Below are 18,696 nucleotides of genomic sequence, written 5' to 3' on the forward strand. Positions count from 1 at the left end.
CTTAAATGTTTCATCATATGTTCTTCTAATTTTCCCCATAAAAAAATCCCCCTTATAGTAGACAGGATATAAAGCTTTCTTTTTTCTGTCTACTATAGGGGGAGCATATCAGTTAAACAGGCTTCTTTTTATCCCCTTATAATTCCATAACTTGTCCCAACTAGTACAGTCTTCTCATGCTGATTGCGATAAACTGACTCGATTGAAACTTTTTTATAGCCTTCCATTTGCTCAACATTTGTTAAAGTTAGTTCACAAGTGATCGTATCTCCTGTGAAAACTGGTCTAATAAACTCACTTACTAATTCTCTTGCTATGTAATGTAACTCTTCTCCCACTTTCGTCCCAATGCTAGCAGTCAATAAACCATGAACCATTAATCTTCCATTTTCATCGTATTCCACATGGTGTCTACCTTTATCACCGGTAATATTTGCAAATTCAAAAACTTCTTCCTCAGTAAATCTTCTTTCATATTTAAATACATCCCCAGCTTTTACACTCATTTTTATCCCCCTAATAATAAACAGAATTTTCTTTTATTTTATCATAAAACGAGCCTCAATCCATTCTCTATTATCAAAAGTCTCAAAATTACCTCGCTATACTTTTTTACTTTCCATTCATTTATCGGTGACCATCTCTTTTTGCGACTTGATATCCATAATACGCACATGTTCCATTTCTCGATAGCTCTCTAACTTCAAATCCACAGCTTCTATAAAAATCAAAATTGTTCGCTGATGTATGCGCAAACCAATCACCGTGGGGAAGTTTTTGCAGGCAAAGAGCTACAAGCTTCTTACCTAATCCCTTCCCTCTATATTCACACTTCACAACTAAATTTACTATGTTCGCAATCATAATTCCATCAGAAATGACTCTAACCATCGCAATCATCTCTTCCTCATCCCAAATTGTGAAAGCCCATGTTGAATTTTCGAATGCTATCGTAAATTTTTCAATTTGCCAAGAAGGGATATTATCATTACTCCAACCGGCATCTTCAAATAAAGCTTTAATTGCATATGCTGGTACACTACTCGTTCCCTCACGAATAATAAGTCCATTATGATAAATGTACATGTAACCCCTCCCTTTATTTTCATATACCATTCTTCAAAAAATGCAATTTACCTTTAAAAAAGTAATTTTTTCATCCAACACGCTTAATAGAATAAACTAGAGCATCGATTCCATGAAATGACGTTGTTTTCTCGTAGCTGAGCCCAGTTTTTCTAGCAACAAATATTGAGGCGGGATGATTCGGATTAATAAGAGAAATTAATTTATTCATTCGTAATGCTTGGAAACCATAGTCACGAAATGCTGCCGCCGCTTCTTTTGCATACCCTTTTCCCCAATACTGAGGAAGTAACCAATAACCAATTTCAATTTCCTCTTTTCCATCTATTTTCTGCTTTACCAGCCCTGCATGACCAATTCTTGTTCCCGTTTCCTTTTCAATCAATACAAATAAACCGAGACCGTTTTTATAGCTAGGAATCACCCATTCCTCCAGACTTTTTTTACACTGTATATATGTTTTTAATGTCCCATTTCCAATATAACGCATTACCTTCTCGTTCCCCCATAGTGAAGCGTAGAACTGTAAATCATCCATTGTATATTTGCGAATTTGTAAACGTTCTGTATGAAACATGCTGGCACTCCTTTCCACTAATTTATTCTTCATTTCACGATCATGTTTTGTATGTATACGGTATGTTACTATTTATTATAAAGGAAACTTTAATCAGTGGGGAATTTTGTTCACCCCACTGATTATTAGCCTTTACCAATCCGACGTTTACAGGCAGTGGATCTCCCGTCTAACTTCTTTTCTTTAACTGAATTTTTAGGCGAGAGTCTTACTGCCTGGAAAATAGCGGGATAAATGAACCAATGATAAAATACAGAATATTCATTCTAAATAACTAAAAAAAGCAGTAGACAAATATTGTCCACTGCATCCATATCATAACTAGCATAAAGAAAACTACAATTGAGGGGGGTGTAGGATTTTCAAATATACTAGATACTTATCCCGTTCTAACGGGCGGTAAACTTTCCAATTGTTTCAAGTGAAAAGTTTACCGCACATAAGAACTTCCTTCGTTCATTAAGATAGTATTGCTAAATAATCATATACACGCTTAGATTTCTCTCCACCCATTCGTGCATGTTGAAGAAGAGAAATACCATGAGGGCCAGATGCACGCAATGCTTCTGGTTGAGCTACTAAAATAGCTTGTACAACTTCTAATTCACCAAGCATAGCTGCTGCAAAAATATCCATCCGAGCACCCTTTTCTAGTAAATAAAGAGCAATATCTTTACGACCTACATGTGCCGATGCGCCTAACGCACTTTCCCAATCTGATCCACCCCAATTATAAGAGGCGTGAAGTAAGCTTGGTGATTCAACCAATAGCTCTTGTACTTTCTCTAAATTCCCGTGAGCTGCCATAACAAATTCTCTTACTAATTCCGTGGTAATACGCTCTTCTGTTTGCATCGCTCTTCTCCCCTTTTAGAAATTCGTTTCGGTGTAAAAAAAGGCTTGTCACTTCCTTGAAAAATATCTACATCTATGCCAAATACATGTTGAAACATTTCATGGCATAGTACTTCTTCTGGTATACCATCATACTGAATCTTTCCTCGCTTTAATACAAGTAAACGATCGCTATATTGAGCAGCTTGGTTAATGTCATGTAAAACCATTATAATTGTCATTCCAAACTCCTCATTTAATCGTTTCACAAGTTCCATTACTTCCAACTGGTGAACGATATCTAAAAAGGTTGTTGGTTCATCCAATAATAAGACATTTGTACGTTGCGCTAACGTCATCGCAATCCAAGCACGTTGCCGTTCCCCTCCTGATAAAGAATGTAAAAGACGATATTCATACCCTTCAAGATTTGTAACAGACAATGCCCAATCAACAATTTCTTCATCTTCTTTATTTAAGCGGCTACTCCATGATTTATGTGGACCTCTTCCGAACTCAATTAGTTCTTTCACTGTTAAATCTAATTGATGATCATGCATTTGCGGTAACATTGCTAATTGCTTCGCTACATCAGCACTCTTCATCATATGAATATTTTTCCCATCTAAAATGATGTCCCCTTCGCTTTGTTTCAGTAGCCTTGCTATTAAACGAAGCAAAGTAGATTTTCCCGATCCATTCGGACCAATTAAACTAACGATTTCTCCAGCCTTAATATGTACATTCATATTTTGCATTTGAAATCTTTCAGAGTGTGCGTAAAACACTTTGTTAACGGAAATCACTTTGTTTTCCTCCTCTATGAATTAAATATAAGAAGAACGGACCACCTAAGAAGGACAGTAAAATACCAACAGGCAATTCGATTGGGTCAAACCAACTTCGAGCTATTGCATCCGCAAAAACAAGTAATACCCCGCCGCCAAGGCATGATAAAGGTAGCAAATATCTATAATCATTTCCAACTAATAAACGTAGCATATGTGGTACGACAAGACCGACAAATCCAATAAGACCAGACACACTTACTGCAATTCCAGCTAATAATGTACTTACTACGATTAAATAAAACCGACTTTTTTCCACATTATGTCCTAATAACTTTGCCATTTCATCTCCAAGCATTAACACTCGAATATGCTTAATACCAAAGAAAGCTAATATAATGGCGAATATTGCATAATAAATAATCATGTTTAAATGTGCCCAACTTACACCACCAATACCGCCCGCTAACCACGGTAACACCGATTGTACTTTGTCACTATGTAATAACATTAATGCTGACGTTGCTGCACCAATTAATGCATTGATCGACACCCCTACTAAGACGATTCTTGAAGGTGGTGCCCCTTTTTGCCATGATAAAGCATAAATAACCATCGCTGTTATGAAAGCTCCTAAAAACGCCCCTAGTGGTAAAAAAGCTAGATGCTGTGGGAATAAAATCATGATGACAATTGCTACAAGGCCTGCTCCAGATGAAACTCCGATAATACCAGGATCTGCAAGAGGGTTTCTCATAACCCCTTGTAGCAGTGTACCAGATGCAGCTAAACATGTTCCTACTATAAACCCAATAAGCACTCTCGGTATGCGAAGATCCCATACAATTCGATGAACTGTCGAACCTTCCTCTTGTATACCTGTTAAAATATCTCGTATAGAAAAGGATAAACTTCCTGCGAAAAGACCGTACAAGAGACCTAGGATTGTTAATATAACTAAAGTAACTGCTATTATCCATCTTTTTTTCGCAAAAGGATGTTCCTTTTCTCTTACTACTTCACTACTTTCCATACGTATCATTTCCTTACATCTTGTATACTTTTATACATAAAATCCATTGCTTCTGTAACTTTTGTACCAGGATTAGATCCAAATAAATCAGGTGGCAAAATAACTACGCGGTTTTGTTTTACTGCCTCTAAATTTTTCCACGCTTCATTTTTCATCATTTCGCCTTCGAATGCTTTTTTCACACTTTTTGGATCTCCGTGTGTAATTAAATAAATCACATCTGGATTCGCCTCAATAATACGTTCTACACTTAGCTGTGCATATTGCGGATATTCTTTCGTTTCTGGAAAATCAGAAGCAATATTTTTTCCGCCTGTTTTTTCTAAAATATCACCTGATAAAGATGTTGGTAATGCCGCTAAATAAGTACCTGGTGCGCCATACACTAGCAATGCTTTCACATCGCTCTTTTTCTCATATTTCTTCATTTGATCATTCATTTTTTGATTAATTTCTTTTGCTTTATCTTCTTTCTTCATTACCGTTCCATATAATTCAATATTCTTTTGAATATCTTGTACAGAATTCGCAGAAGAAATGATAACTTGCGTTCCTTGTCCTTCAACCGTTGGCACATTCTTTTGGAATCCATTGTTAGCAACAAGTACATCGGGCTTTAAACTAGCAATTTGCTCAAAATTCGGTTGATGTGCATTCCCAATTACTTGTGCTTTCTTTAACTCCTCTGGAAGAGTTAATTTCGTATCCGGGCGACCTACTATTTTTCCACCTAAAGCATGAATAATATCCATGTCCCCCATACTTAATGTTGCAAAATTTTCTGGCACTTTATCGAATGTTACCTTTCTTCCTGATAGGTCGGTAATTTCGATTTTCTCTTTTCCTTTTTCTGTTTTGGTTGCAGACGCTTTTTCGTCCCCTTTGGCACTGCAACCTATTAACAAGAAAAAAATAGATAAAATCGCTGTAAATAGCGTAATAGATTTTTTCATTCCTTCACCTCTAATTGATAATGATAATCATTAACCACTATTCTACTTTAATTGATAAGGATTATCATTGTCAACACGAAACGCATACATTTTTCTACAAAAAACAAAAAGCGTGACAAAAAGATTTTTTCTTTTCGCCGCGCTCTAGTTAACAATATTATTCACATTCATTTTCCTCTAGCTGGTCACGCATCACTTTCACTCGCTGAAAGAAAAAGAACGATAAACTTAAAAATATAACGATGCTCCCCATCATAACAAAAAATTGGATTGTCTCTTTTGCTCCATTCGGAATCAACAAGCCAACCATTAACAATGTACTTACAGCGAGAAGAATTTGTCCGAACCGAGTATAGTCTTCTATTTTTCCTTTTAATTCTTTCATTATATTCTCACTCCTCCATTTCACTGTATCATATTCTATGAAACTGAAAGACCAGTAAATACAGCCATTCTGGGAGATGTTTTCCAATAAAAAAAGAGCCGCTTTACTGCGGCTCTTTTGTAATCATTATTCACCTTTATATGCTTCCATATAAATTTCTTTCAGTTCTGAAATAAGCGGCAACTTTGGATTAGCAGTTGTACATTGATCTTCAAAAGCTCTTTCTGCTAATACTCCAACAACCTCTTCAAATTGCTCTTTATCTACTCCTTGTCCTGCAATACTCATATTAATATTTAAGCTTTTTCCAAGCTCAATAATTGCTTTGACGAGTGATTCCACCCCTTCTGCTGCCGAGCTTGCTGGAAGCCCGAGCATTCTCGCTATATGTGCATATCTTTCATCTGCCACAAAGTGCTCATATTTTGGGAACAATGCGTGTTTTCTTGGCTTAATAGCATTATAGCGGACTACATGCGGCATTAGAATGGCATTTGCGCGTCCGTGCGGAATATGGAATTCTGGTCCAATTTTATGTGCTAAGCTGTGATTAATACCGAGGAAAGCATTTGCAAATGCCATACCTGCAATTGCAGAAGCGTTATGCATTTTTTCTCTTGCTTCTTCATCATTTCCATCTTTATATGCTCTCGGTAAATATTTGAATACGAGATCAATAGCTTTTAATGCTAATCCATCTGTATAGTCATTTGCCATAACAGACACATACGCCTCAATTGCATGTGTTAAAACATCCATACCAGTATCTGCTGTTACATGTGGTGGTACTGTCATTACAAATTGCGGATCAACAATTGCTACATCTGGTGTTAATTCATAATCTGCAAGCGGATACTTTATATTATTTTTCTTATCTGTAATAACCGCAAATGGTGTCACTTCTGATCCCGTTCCTGATGTCGTTGGAATCGCAACAAACTGCGCCTTATTTCCTAATTCCGGATATTTACATGTACGTTTTCTTATATCTAAAAACTTCTGTTTAATGCCATAGAATGTCGTTTCTGGATGCTCATAGAATAACCACATTCCTTTTGCTGCATCCATAGCTGAACCACCACCAAGTGCGATAATTACATCTGGCTTAAAGCTTCTCATCATTTCCGCACCTTTAAAAACAGTTTCATCTGATGGATCTGGTTCGACCTCAAAGAAAACTTCAACTTTCACATCATTTGCATGCTTGTTTAAATAGTGCGCGACTGTATCGACATAGCCATGTTCAACCATTCCAGGGTCCGTTACAATAAATGCACGTGAAATGTTAGGTATATTTGCTAAATAAGCTGTAGCATGTTTTTCAAAATAAATTTTTGGTGGCAATTTGAACCACTGCATATTCTTTTTTCTATTTGCCAGCCTTTTTATATTTAATAAATGAGTGGCTGTTACATTTTGGGAAACTGAATTCTTTCCGTATGAACCACAACCAAGTGTAAGTGATGGAATAAATCCATTATATATATCACCTATTCCACCTTGTGATGAAGGTGCATTTACAATGAGACGGCAAGCTTTCATACGTAATCCAAATTGCTTTTGCACATCTTTATTTGTAGAATGGATAACTGCTGAATGTCCTAAACCACCGAGGTTCAACATTTCTTCGCAATATGTAAATCCTTCTTCTAATGAATTCGCCTTCACACAAGCTAATACTGGACTCAGTTTCTCACGAGATAACGGATATGCTGCTCCGATACCTTGAATTTCAGCTACAAGCATTTTTGTATGTTCAGGAACAGTAATCCCAACTAAATCGGCAATATACTGTGCTGATTTCCCTACAATATCACTATTTACTGCACATGTATTTTCATTTATAACAAGCTTTTCTAATTTTTTTCTTTCTTCTTCTGTTACAAAGTAACAATTGTTTTCAATCATTTCTGTTTTAACATCATCATAGATTTCTTTATCGACAATGATTGCTTGTTCCGATGCACAAATCATACCGTTATCAAATGTTTTCGATAAAATTAAATCATTAACAGCTCGTTTTACATGTGCTGATTTTTCTATATAACACGGTACATTACCAGGCCCAACGCCTAACGCTGGTTTTCCAGTAGAGTAAGCTGATTTCACCATACCAGCGCCTCCAGTTGCTAGAACGAGTGCTACACCATCATGGTTCATTAATTGTTTCGTCGCTTCAACAGACGGTCTTTCAATCCATTGAATACAGTGTTTTGGTGCACCAGCTTTCATCGCTGCATCATATACTGTTTTCGCCGCTGCCACAGAACATTTTTGTGCGGAAGGATGAAACGCGAAAATAATTGGATTTCTTGTTTTTATCGCAATTAACGCTTTAAACATTGTTGTCGACGTTGGATTCGTTACTGGCGTTACCCCAGCTACTACACCGACAGGTTCCGCGATTTCTATTATTTCTTCATGAGAATCTTCGTGAATAATTCCTACCGTTTTATCTTGCTTTATACTATGCCAAATATATTCAGTGGCAAAAATATTTTTAATGCATTTGTCTTCATATACACCACGGCCAGTTTCTTCAACTGCTAATTTTGCTAGCGGCATATGTTGATCAACACCTGCTAATGCCATTTCATGAACAATGTTGTCAATTTCCTCTTGTGTAAAACTTTCTAATGCTTGTAAAGCTTGTTGACCATTATTTACTAGTGTATCAATCATCTTTTTTACTTCCTGCATTTCATTTACAACTTTCTCTTTGACTACCATGTAAATTTCCTCCTATTCTACTATCACGGTCCCTATATGTCCCTATAGGTCAAAATAAGTCCCAATTAACATAAAAAAATAGAGATGCTTTCCTACATGAATTTCATTGTTTGTGAAATGTTTCACAAGTTTGTTCGTGAGTAACATTTCCTGAATTCAATATACATGAAATCATTTCGTTTGTGTATGTCTATTTTGTGAAATGTTTCACAAAATAATGTAATAAAAAAACGCACTGCTCTATATTAGCAGTGCGTTTTTTTATTATGCTAGCGCTTGTGCTAAATCTTCAATTAAATCTTCACCATCTTCAATACCGACAGAAATACGAATTAATGTATCTGTAATTCCTAATTCTTTGCGGCGATCAGCTGGGATTGATGCATGTGTCATTTGAGATGGAATAGAAATTAAACTTTCTACTGCTCCTAAACTTTCAGCCAGTGTAAAATACTGCAATTTCTCAAGTACTTTATTTAATGTCTCTTCACTATCTACATCAAATGAGATAATAGCACCAAAACCATTTGCTTGTTCTGTTGCTAATTCGTGGTTTTGATGTGATTCAAGACCTGGGTAATATACTTTATTTACTTTTGGATGATTATTTAAGAACTCAGCAATAGCGCGTGAATTCGTTTCATGTTCTTCCATACGAATTCCTAATGTTTTTAAACCACGAAGTAGTAAGAAGCTATCTTGCGGCCCAAGAATACCTCCTGTTGAGTTTTGTACAAAGTGAAGATCTTCTGCTAGTTGTGGGCTATTTACAACTACTAGACCTGCAACTACGTCACTATGACCTCCTAAATATTTCGTTGCACTATGAAGCACAATATCTGCTCCTAAAGAAATCGGCGACTGCCAATATGGCGTCATGAATGTGTTATCAATAATTGTTAATAAGTCTTTTTCTTTAGCAAGAGTAGATATTTTCTTAATATCAGTAATTTTTAGTAGTGGGTTCGTTGGTGTTTCCACATAAATTGCTTTCGTATTTGGACGAATCGCTTCTTTAACTTCCTCTAAGTTTGTTGTATCTACAAATGTATGCTCAATACCGAAACGGTTTAATACTTTTGTAATAACGCGGTATGTTCCGCCATAAACATCATCTGTTAAAATAACGTGGTCACCTTTTGAGAACAACATAATTGTCGCTGTAATAGCAGCCATTCCTGAACCAAATGCAAATCCAGCATGCCCATTTTCTAATACAGCAATCATTTCTTCTAAAGCTGCACGTGTTGGGTTACCTGTACGTGAATATTCATATCCTTGATGCTTACCAACTGCTTCTTGTTTGTACGTACTTGTTTGATAAATCGGTACGTTTACAGATCCAGTTGAAGGTTCTCCTATGCGAATACCATGAATTAACTTTGTCTTTGCTCTCATTTTTTATTCCCATCCTTTGTATATGTCTTTACTTAAATAGCGCTCACTGCTATCAGGAAAAATGGTTACAATATTTGTACCTGGTGCTGCCTTCTCTGCCTCAAGTAAGCTCGCATGAAATGCTGCTCCTGAAGAGCTCCCAACGAGAAGTCCTTCTTTTTGCGCTAATTCTTTCACTCGTAAAAATGCATTTCGATCAGAAATCGTATGAATTTCATCAAAATAAGATGTCTTCAAAAATGGCGGGATAAATTCCAGTCCAATTCCTTCGGTCTCATGTGAACCAGCCTTACCACCATTTAAAATAGATCCTTCTGGCTCTACGATAACTGTTTTAATACCTATATTTTTTTCTTTCAAATAAGATGCAGTCCCCATAAATGTACCGCCAGTTCCTGCTCCAGCAACAAATATGTTAATCTCTCCATTCAATGCGTCCCACAGTTCAGGTCCTAATGTTTTAAAATATGCACGAGGATTTGCCTCATTTGCGAACTGACTTGGAGAGTATGAATTCGGTATTTCATTTACTAACTCTTTTGCTTTAGCAATTGCACCGGTCATTCCTTGCTCAGTCGGTGTATGCACTACCGTTGCACCTAGTGCTTTCATTAATTCTTGTTTTTCAATACTAAATTTCTCTGGTACACAAACAATAACACGTAAATCATGCTCTAATGCTGCAAGTGTCAGTCCAATACCAGTATTCCCAGCAGTCGGTTCAATAATTGTTCCACCCTGGGTAACAAGCCCTTTTTCTAGCGCATCTTCGATTAATTCTCTTCCTAAACGATCCTTAACGCTTCCGCCTGGGTTATAAAATTCAAGCTTTGCAAATAAACGGACCCCTTTCGGAAGTGAAAAACGAGTAAATTCTACAATTGGTGTATGACCAATTAACTCATGAACTCCACGATATACATTCATCGTGTTCTCCCCCTTGTTTGCCAATAAAGAAAAGGCAACTGTATGTATTTTCTTTATATGAGACAGTTGCCTTTTTGTTACATTACTTTAACTCTTCTAACACTTTTACGATAAAGTTTGTAGAATGAAGAGCTGCTTGATCTAAAAACTGATCAAATGAAACATTTGATTCTTTACCAGCAATATCAGAAAGTGCGCGAATGATAACAAACGGAATTTCATATTGGTGGCATACTTGTGCAACAGCTGCTGCTTCCATTTCTACCGCATAAAGATTTTCAAATTTATCACGAATTGCTGCAACACGGTTCGGATCACTCATAAATGAATCACCTGTTGCAATCATACCTTTTACAACTTGAATATTTTCTTCAGCCTGCATACATTTCTCAGCTAATGCAACTAACGCCTCATCAGCTTTAAATCCAGGCGGCATTCCTGGTACTTGACCATATTCATAGTTAAATGCTGTTACATCTACGTCATGGTGACGAACTTCAGTGGAAATAACTACATCACCAACGTTTAGAGAATGATGGAATCCACCAGCTGAGCCAGTATTAATTACTTTTTCAGGCTTATATTTTTCTAATAAAATTGTCGTTGACATCGCTGCGTTTACTTTACCAATACCAGACTTTAACAAGATTACTTCATGCCCTGCTAATAGCCCTTTCGTAAATTCACAACCTGCAACCGTTTCTGTCTCTGCTTGTTCTAATTTGTCACGTAAAATACGTACTTCTTCTTCCATTGCTCCAATTACAGCAATTCTCAATCTAATCCCTCTTTCTATTGCTTAGTTGCCTCCATTACCCAAACGAAATGATTTAATCTCGTGAACGTTACATGGAAGCCATTGTTTTCAAAAATAGTCTGCATAACTGGAATACGTGTATAGTATTCCGTTTGCAAATCGTTTGCTAACTGGTGGAAACCTCTTTCTTTTGCTGTTTCAACAGTTTTATCATATGCATCTTGATCTGCAAATATCGTATCAGCAAACACTATTTTACCACCTTTGTTTAGCAATTGACTATACTTCGCAATTGCTACATTTTTTTCATCATCTGTTAAATGATGAAATGCATAGGTGCTTACAATGGTATCAATTGAATTTGGAACTTCAAACGAAAGAAAATCACCCTCTGTAATTGAAAATTCTTTTGGCAATTTCTCTTTTGCAATCATGCGCATTTCACGCGACGGTTCTATACCGTAAACTGTGCGGCCAGCAAGTAATAATTTATTTGTTAAATTACCTGTACCGACACCAAATTCTAATACATTACCAAATGACTTGTTAACTACATCCTCTAGAATGTCCTCATAATGGGCGAAAACTTCTTTATATTGTATATCTTCGCCTTGTACAAATGAGTCGTACGTATGAGCCCACTCATCAAATAAACCATTAAATTCTGTACCCATAAAAATTCCCCTTTTTCTTATCGGTTTTATCAGTATGATATTCCCTCTTTCTAAAAATGTCAATTGAAATGTACATGGTATTTCCTTCTTTTCTTTGTTACACTATAGTTGATTACATAGGAGAGGGGCCGTCTTCATGTCATTTACCTTTGAAATGTTAGAAGATAAAGTAGAGTTTTTTGAAGCGGGAGACTTAGCTTCTTTAGAACGAAAAATTAGTGAACAAATTGATAATAATAAAGCACTTATGCTTGAAGTTCATCACATCTCTCATCAAATGGTTATGGATCCTGAAAGCAAAAGACCGTATTATAGCGCGGTTGTTCATTTTAAATTAAAGAAATTGCGTTAACAAAAAAGAGAAGCTCCTAAGGAGCTTCTCTTTTTTAGTTTAGAGTTTGAACAAGTACTGGTTTCCAGCCCTCATTGTCTACCCAATCAATATTTACGTAATATCTTTTCCCACTTTGCTTATCTTGAACATCACCATAAGCTTTGCTCTTTCCAGTTTTGTCTCTTCCAACAAAATGGAATACTAATTGCTCTTTCGGTATCTCAACACCTGCAGCAATTGCACTTTGCATCTCATTCCAATCTGATGACCCTTGTTTAAACGTCATCGCCGGTGATGAACCTTGTTCTGTTCCTACAGCTTTCCAAGAAGGTTTTGTGTAAGCCTCTTTTGCCTTAGATACAGTTTTTTCAGCTGATACTTTCTCGTTAGCTTTCGCTTCTTCTTCAGCTTTTTTCTGTTCTTCTTCAGCCTTTAGCTTCTCTTCTTCAGCTTTTTTCTTAGCTTCTGCTTGCTCTTGTTCTTTTTCTTTTTTCTTAGCAGATTCTTTATCTTCTGATTTTCCAGCTTTCTCATTCTTTGTTGTTTGTTGAGAGACTTTCTTATCAGTAGAAGATGCTTGCTCTTTCGTACTAGGAACGAACAATTGATATGCTACAATAGCTACTAATAGTAATACAATAGCGATTGCAATATTTAAAACACCGTTTTGACGACGTTTTTGTTGTTTCTGTTGGAATCTTGATCCTCCTGCCATTCTCCAAACCTCCATGCAGTTTTTCCTAATTGCTATTGTAACATTAAATCTAGAAAGGTTGAACATTTACAATGATATTTTCATGAAATGAAGACATTTCACTATAAATTGCAAGATTACTTTTCATTCTCCAATTGATAGATTGCTCCCACCATATCTTTAAAAATAGGTGTAACTTTATTCACTTTGCTATCAGTCTCTAGATCAACAACAACTAAAGCATATCTTGGATTCTCATACGGAAAATAACCTGCAAACCAGCGATTCACCCTCGTCCCTTTCCCCGTTTGCGCTGTCCCGGATTTTCCAGCGACACTTAGTGGCAACGAACGGAATGCCGTTCCTGTTCCTTTCTCCCTTGTTACAACGCCTCTTAATAACTCTTGTAATGTTTTCACTGTTTCATACGAAAGCTGTTTTCCATTTAACGTATGGCTCTCAAATGTAAAAAAATCCGCTCCATTTTTATATACTATTTTTTCAACAGCTTTCACTTCCATCTTTTCTCCATTCCTCGCAATCGTCGCCATCATATTGGCAATTGCTAGAGGTGATATACGTACATCTTTCTGTCCAATCGCTGTTTGTTCTACCGCTTTTTTATTACTTTTATTTTCTTCATTTCCCCAAATAGTAGTGCCTTTCTCTTCTGACATTTGCTCAAAATGAGGTGTATGAAATACAGAACCTTTCCATCCAACCTTTTCATTTGCTCCTAGAGCTGCTACGTATGTTTCTAACACCGTCCTATCCTTTTGTAATAGCTCGTTACCTAACTCGGAAAATGTCCTGTTACAGCTCCTAGCAAAGCTCTCTTTAAAGTTAAGCGTACCCATCCTAACTTGCGGGTCGTTTTCACCATATAAATCTTTATTACAGTTAAATGTCCGATTAAACAAATTTACTTTTTGATCAATGACTGCAGCTGCAACTACTGTTTTAAAAACAGAGCCTGGAAAATGTGGCGTTAACATTTGATTTTCAAGTGTAGTTTTATATAAATTCTCATCCCTTACTTGTAAAGACGGCTTACTAACCATCGCTAATATTTCATTTGTCTTTACATCAAGTAATACTAATCCCCCCTTCTTTATTTCGTTTGCTTCAATCACTTCTTCTGCTTTTTGCTGCAACTCTTTATGTAAAGTAGTTTGAACCCTAACTGGATAAAACGGATTTCCTGGTGAAGTGTATTTCGCTTGCTTTCCGAAAATTGGTTCTCCTTGCCGATCTACTTGATATAATACTTTTGCCTCTCCATCAGTCAATAGAAATTCATCAAATGATTGCTGTAATCCTGAAATACCTATCGGCGTTTGTTTTGAAATTTTTTTCAATTCTCCATATCGCTTTTGAAACTCCCTTTCGTTCTCCCCTACATCACCAATTAAATGACTGATTTCTCCAGTTTGTTTTAATCGCACTTCAGCTGCTACAATACCTAATACATGTAATTCATTTACCTTCTCCATCTGCTCTCGTGTCACTCGAAATGGAGCAGTTTCTCCTTGTAGGGTAAATGCATTTTTGTTATTTTTCATTTGTCTTCTAATCTCTTGTCTCGACACACCAATGATATGCGCGATTTTCTCTAACATGTCATTTTTTATTTGTAAAAATGGAAAAATAATTAAAACAGGATATTTTTCCTCACCTATTTCTTTACCATTACGATCTATAAACTGCCCACGTCCATCGTCTACTGTAATGGATTGTGTACGTTGCGTAACACTTTTTTCAATTAAATTTATTTTGCGATCAGTAAATGATTCTGTATCTATAATTTGAATTTGGATTAAACGACAAAGCAATACAAACATAACGCTCATAAAACAAATTAAAACAATTGTAATTCTCCGTTTTATTTTCATAAAAAAACACCTCGTCTATTGTAGTTTAGACGAGGTACTATTTTATTTATACAAGCTCCAAAACAAAAATAGATATTATATAAAGCTATTATTGTTTTTTTGGCTTCTCTAAAAATTTCGTAAGAAGCGATTTAAATTCAGTTTCATTCACTCCAGTGTTTTTAGCAACTTCAATTACAGTAGTTGTTACATTAGCCGCTATTTTTAAATAATCCTTACTAAGATTATCCATTTCATTTCTTTTTTCTTTTGCATTCTCAACTGTTACAGAATCAATACAAGTAATCATCTTATCTACAATATGTAAATAATTATTTTGTGCATCTATTATTTTTTGAATATCATCTTTATTACTTACTTTCGATTGTTTTAAATATATATATGCTTGATTCACTTCATCTTTTAAAATTTTATCATTATTCTTCGCCTGTTCTTGTAACATATTCTTCATATCATCTATTGTTTTTTGATCCATCGAATCTCGCAATAAATAATCTGGATTCCCAATTGCGTAATCATACTTAATCGTTACATCTTGAAATATTTTCATGACAATTGCTAATTGATACGCTACATCAAAATCATTAAATTCCTTTTTATCTTGTGGATTTTCTAAGGCTTTTGAACTCTCAGTTGCTTTAATATCCTTTTTTTCTTCTTGCTTTACTTTTTCTCCCTTTGATGATGTAGTTTCTTCATTCGTTCCGCATGCAGCAAGTCCTAATATGGAGATACTACAAACCAATCCTGTAAAGATTTTATGTTTCATAATTAGCCCCTTTTCCCTTTTAAAACCTATGGTCTCTAATTATGATATCAAAGCTTAAAGTGTTTTTTTGACATTTTTTGTCGAATCACTCTAAGGTTTACACAATTTTTTTCATTCTACAGAAAAAAAAGATTCTCCCGATAGGAGAATCTTTTTTTTATTTTACAGAGACAATCTCTACTTGCATTTCTCCACCTGGTGTTTGGATTGTTACTTTCTCACCAATTTGCTTACCTAATAAGCTTTTTGCGATTGGAGAATCGTTAGAAATTCTTCCTTCGAATGGATCAGCTTCCGCGCTACCTACGATTGTGTACGCTTCTTCATCTCCGTTTGGTAATTCTTTAAATGTTACTGTTTTACCTAATGTAACAACAGTTGATACTTCGCCAGTATCTTTAATGATAACAGCATTACGAATCATATTTTCTAATTGTGTAATACGTCCTTCTACGAACGCTTGCTCATCTTTCGCTGCATCGTACTCAGAGTTCTCAGAAAGGTCCCCGAAGCTACGTGCGATTTTAATACGTTCTACTACTTCTTTACGTCTTACTGTTTTTAATTGCTCAAGTTCGTTCTCTAGTTTTTGCTTACCCTCTTGCGTCATAGGGTATGTTTTTTCTGTTGACATATTTTCCACTCCTTTTATATACCAATCCCCCGAAAAAAAGAGGAGTTCCATATGAAAACTCCTCCGCTTCCATTGTTAGCGGAGGTTTCTAGTACCCTTGCACTAGCGGAGTTGTCACATACAACCCCGTATTTCCAATTCTTCTTTATATAAAGAAGATATGTATGGAAAGTTGATATAAATATGCCCTCACCTATATATAGATGAGGTTGCATGTTTCATTGTATTCGATAGGAAGGGAAAAAATCCCTTCCTACCGTATATCTTTTACTATGCTATTACAAATTTACTTTTTGTTCAAGAATTGTTGCAATTTTTGTCACCATAATATCAATTGCAACGTGGTTTTGTCCACCTTCAGGGATAATAATATCCGCAAATTTCTTAGAAGGCTCAATAAATTGATTGTGCATTGGACGTACAACATTTACGTACTGATCAATAACTGAATCCATCGTACGACCGCGCTCTTTAATATCACGCTGCATGCGGCGCAGAATACGAAGGTCAGCATCCGTATCAACGAATAATTTAATGTCCATTAACTCGCAAAGACGTGGGTCTTCTAAAATAAGAATTCCTTCTAAAATAATTACATCTTTCGGCTCAACTGGAATAATTTCTTCTGAACGCGTATGCAATGTATAGTCATATACAGGCTTATCAATTTGCTCATATGCAAGCAACTGCTGCAAATGTTCAATTAACAGATCATTATCAAACGCAAGCGGATGATCATAATTTGTTTTTAAACGCTCTTCCATTGGTAAATGGCTTTGATCTTTGTAATAATAATCTTGCTCTAAGATTAAAATAGAATGACCTTTAAAATGGTCAAAAATCGCTTTCGTTACACTCGTTTTACCTGATCCCGAACCACCAGCAATTCCAATTACAACAGGCTTATTCGTCCCCATTCGACTATCACTCTTTCTTATTGAAGTATGCTTTTGCGCATCATATTATTCACATACACTCGTTGATCCACTTTGAATTTCACGATTTGCAACGGATGTCTCGCTGCATCTAATTCGTTTCCATCCTCATCCCAAATTTTCTCCACCGTTTGCGTAAAGTTTTCTATTTCTGGTCCAAAGAACTCCACTTCATGTCCTGGTTTGAAATGATTACGTTGCTCAATCGATACGATGCCCGTTTCTTCATTATAATCTAACACTAAACCAGCAAAATCATACGTTGTTTTCTTACTATGATTTCCAAACATTTGCTCTTGATGTCCTGGAACCCCTTCAAAGAATGCAGGAGCTGTATCACGATTTGCACATTTATCAAGCTCATCTAACCATTCTTGTTTAAACTCAAAGTTATCTGGATCCGCACAATAAGCATCAATTACTTTACGATATACAGTTGCTACAGTCGCTACGTAATGGATTGATTTCATACGTCCTTCTACCTTTAAGCTATCGATTCCGATTTCAATCATTTTCGGAATTGATAAAATTAAATTTAAATCTTTTGGACTCATCGCAAAGTGAGCATCTCCTTCTTGGAATAGAGGAAGCTCTTTTGCATCTTTATGTTGTGATACTGTTTGAACTAAATCATAATCCCAGCGGCAAGATTGGCAACAACCACCACGATTAGAATCACGCGCTGTCATATGGTTACTTAATGTGCATCTTCCTGAATATGCGATACACATTGCACCATGTACGAATGCTTCAATTTCAATATCCACTTTTTCTTTAATTTCTTTCATTTCTTCATAGCTTGCTTCACGAGCTAATACAAGACGATGTAAACCTTCTTCTTTCCAATACTGTGCTGCTTTCCAGTTGGATAGTGATTGCTGTGTGCTTAAATGCACCTCAACAGAAGGCGCTACGCGTTTACAAGTCTCAATGATAAGCGGATCAGCAACGATAATTCCCGTTACGCCAGCTTTTTCAATCCCTTTTAAATATTCCTCTAGCCCGTCCATATTTTCATTATGTGCAAAGATATTTGTTGTTACGTATATTTTTGCTCCATACTTCTTTGCAAACTCAACGCCTTCTGCCATTTCTTCTAGCGTAAAGTTACCTGCATTCGAACGAAGACCAAATTCTTGTCCACCTAAATATACAGCATCTGCCCCGTAATGGATAGCTACTTTTAATTTTTCTAAGTTACCCGCAGGGATTAACAGTTCAGGTTTCTTCACAATAACACGTTTGCCATCGATCACTCGTGAAATTTCTTGTACAGTCATTTCCTACACCCTCCTC

At 36.1% G+C, this 18,696-nt stretch carries 20 protein-coding genes; 1 reads left to right on the plus strand and 19 read right to left on the minus strand.

The features are described 5' to 3' along the window. Positions 1-128 precede the first annotated feature (128 nt). The 13 genes from MR168_RS11670 to MR168_RS11730 form a co-directional block, all read right to left on the minus strand. Entirely contained in the window at positions 129-506 is a 378-nt protein-coding gene (locus MR168_RS11670; protein WP_000111564.1) for a hotdog family protein, read from the minus strand. 121 nt (positions 507-627) lie between these two features. Then, positions 628-1,086, minus strand: a complete 459-nt coding sequence (locus MR168_RS11675) for a GNAT family N-acetyltransferase (RefSeq protein ID WP_000276126.1) — start codon at positions 1,084-1,086, stop codon at positions 628-630. Between the two features lie 70 nt (positions 1,087-1,156). After that, positions 1,157-1,696, minus strand: a complete 540-nt coding sequence (locus MR168_RS11680) for a GNAT family N-acetyltransferase (RefSeq protein WP_139848815.1) — start codon at positions 1,694-1,696, stop codon at positions 1,157-1,159. Between the two features lie 426 nt (positions 1,697-2,122). Beyond that, positions 2,123-2,518: an ankyrin repeat domain-containing protein gene (locus MR168_RS11685; protein WP_001192770.1), complete on the minus strand. Its 396-nt coding sequence runs from the start codon at positions 2,516-2,518 to the stop codon at positions 2,123-2,125. Then, positions 2,485-3,303 carry an ABC transporter ATP-binding protein gene (locus tag MR168_RS11690; RefSeq protein WP_006926759.1) on the minus strand — a complete coding sequence of 273 codons (819 nt, stop codon included), beginning with the start codon at positions 3,301-3,303 and terminating at the stop codon, positions 2,485-2,487. Before MR168_RS11690 ends, MR168_RS11685 begins: the two co-directional genes overlap by 34 nt. Continuing rightward, complete coding sequence (locus MR168_RS11695) at positions 3,290-4,318, minus strand: FecCD family ABC transporter permease (RefSeq protein WP_002041831.1); 1,029 nt, start codon at positions 4,316-4,318, stop codon at positions 3,290-3,292. Before MR168_RS11695 ends, MR168_RS11690 begins: the two co-directional genes overlap by 14 nt. Positions 4,319-4,323: 5 nt before the next feature. Beyond that, positions 4,324-5,271: an ABC transporter substrate-binding protein gene (locus tag MR168_RS11700; protein ID WP_000748452.1), complete on the minus strand. Its 948-nt coding sequence runs from the start codon at positions 5,269-5,271 to the stop codon at positions 4,324-4,326. 157 nt (positions 5,272-5,428) lie between these two features. Beyond that, the gene (locus MR168_RS11705) at positions 5,429-5,656 is read right to left on the minus strand and encodes a YrhC family protein (protein ID WP_000661263.1); all 228 of its coding nucleotides are present in this window, start codon (positions 5,654-5,656) and stop codon (positions 5,429-5,431) included. A gap of 126 nt (positions 5,657-5,782) precedes the next feature. Continuing rightward, on the minus strand, positions 5,783-8,386 hold the full coding sequence (gene adhE, locus MR168_RS11710; protein WP_000260507.1) for a bifunctional acetaldehyde-CoA/alcohol dehydrogenase: 2,604 nt from the start codon (positions 8,384-8,386) through the stop codon (positions 5,783-5,785). 264 nt (positions 8,387-8,650) lie between these two features. Next, complete coding sequence (locus MR168_RS11715; protein WP_001201917.1) at positions 8,651-9,784, minus strand: bifunctional cystathionine gamma-lyase/homocysteine desulfhydrase; 1,134 nt, start codon at positions 9,782-9,784, stop codon at positions 8,651-8,653. A gap of 3 nt (positions 9,785-9,787) precedes the next feature. Next, positions 9,788-10,711 carry an O-acetylserine dependent cystathionine beta-synthase gene (locus tag MR168_RS11720; protein WP_242291264.1) on the minus strand — a complete coding sequence of 308 codons (924 nt, stop codon included), beginning with the start codon at positions 10,709-10,711 and terminating at the stop codon, positions 9,788-9,790. An 82-nt stretch (positions 10,712-10,793) separates the two neighbouring features. Further along, positions 10,794-11,489: a 5'-methylthioadenosine/S-adenosylhomocysteine nucleosidase gene (gene mtnN, locus MR168_RS11725; RefSeq protein ID WP_001217024.1), complete on the minus strand. Its 696-nt coding sequence runs from the start codon at positions 11,487-11,489 to the stop codon at positions 10,794-10,796. A gap of 14 nt (positions 11,490-11,503) precedes the next feature. Next, entirely contained in the window at positions 11,504-12,142 is a 639-nt protein-coding gene (locus MR168_RS11730) for a class I SAM-dependent DNA methyltransferase (RefSeq protein WP_000536320.1), read from the minus strand. 136 nt (positions 12,143-12,278) lie between these two features. Here MR168_RS11730 and MR168_RS11735 point away from each other — a divergent pair, with 136 nt between their 5' ends. Further along, positions 12,279-12,494, plus strand: coding sequence for a YrzA family protein (locus tag MR168_RS11735; protein WP_000010984.1), 216 nt, complete (start codon positions 12,279-12,281; stop codon positions 12,492-12,494). Between the two features lie 34 nt (positions 12,495-12,528). On the opposite strand, the gene MR168_RS11740 is transcribed toward MR168_RS11735, so the two are convergent. The 6 genes from MR168_RS11740 to MR168_RS11765 form a co-directional block, all read right to left on the minus strand. Beyond that, positions 12,529-13,191 (minus strand): YrrS family protein, encoded by a 663-nt coding sequence (locus MR168_RS11740; protein WP_000897098.1) that lies wholly within the window; start codon positions 13,189-13,191, stop codon positions 12,529-12,531. A 116-nt stretch (positions 13,192-13,307) separates the two neighbouring features. Next, positions 13,308-15,062, minus strand: coding sequence for a peptidoglycan D,D-transpeptidase FtsI family protein (locus MR168_RS11745; protein WP_000695153.1), 1,755 nt, complete (start codon positions 15,060-15,062; stop codon positions 13,308-13,310). An 88-nt stretch (positions 15,063-15,150) separates the two neighbouring features. Then, complete coding sequence (locus tag MR168_RS11750) at positions 15,151-15,831, minus strand: hypothetical protein (protein WP_086411439.1); 681 nt, start codon at positions 15,829-15,831, stop codon at positions 15,151-15,153. A 157-nt stretch (positions 15,832-15,988) separates the two neighbouring features. Then, entirely contained in the window at positions 15,989-16,465 is a 477-nt protein-coding gene (gene greA, locus MR168_RS11755) for a transcription elongation factor GreA (protein ID WP_000102591.1), read from the minus strand. Positions 16,466-16,743: 278 nt separating this feature from the next. Further along, a complete protein-coding gene (gene udk, locus MR168_RS11760; RefSeq protein ID WP_000537078.1) occupies positions 16,744-17,382 on the minus strand; it encodes a uridine kinase in 639 nt (212 codons plus the stop codon). A gap of 17 nt (positions 17,383-17,399) precedes the next feature. After that, a complete protein-coding gene (locus MR168_RS11765) occupies positions 17,400-18,680 on the minus strand; it encodes a peptidase U32 family protein (RefSeq protein ID WP_086411438.1) in 1,281 nt (426 codons plus the stop codon). Between the last annotated feature and the right edge of the window lie 16 nt (positions 18,681-18,696).

It is taken from the genome of Bacillus cereus group sp. BfR-BA-01356, from assembly GCF_022663635.1.
Taxonomy (GTDB): Bacteria; Bacillota; Bacilli; order Bacillales; family Bacillaceae_G; genus Bacillus_A; species Bacillus_A cereus.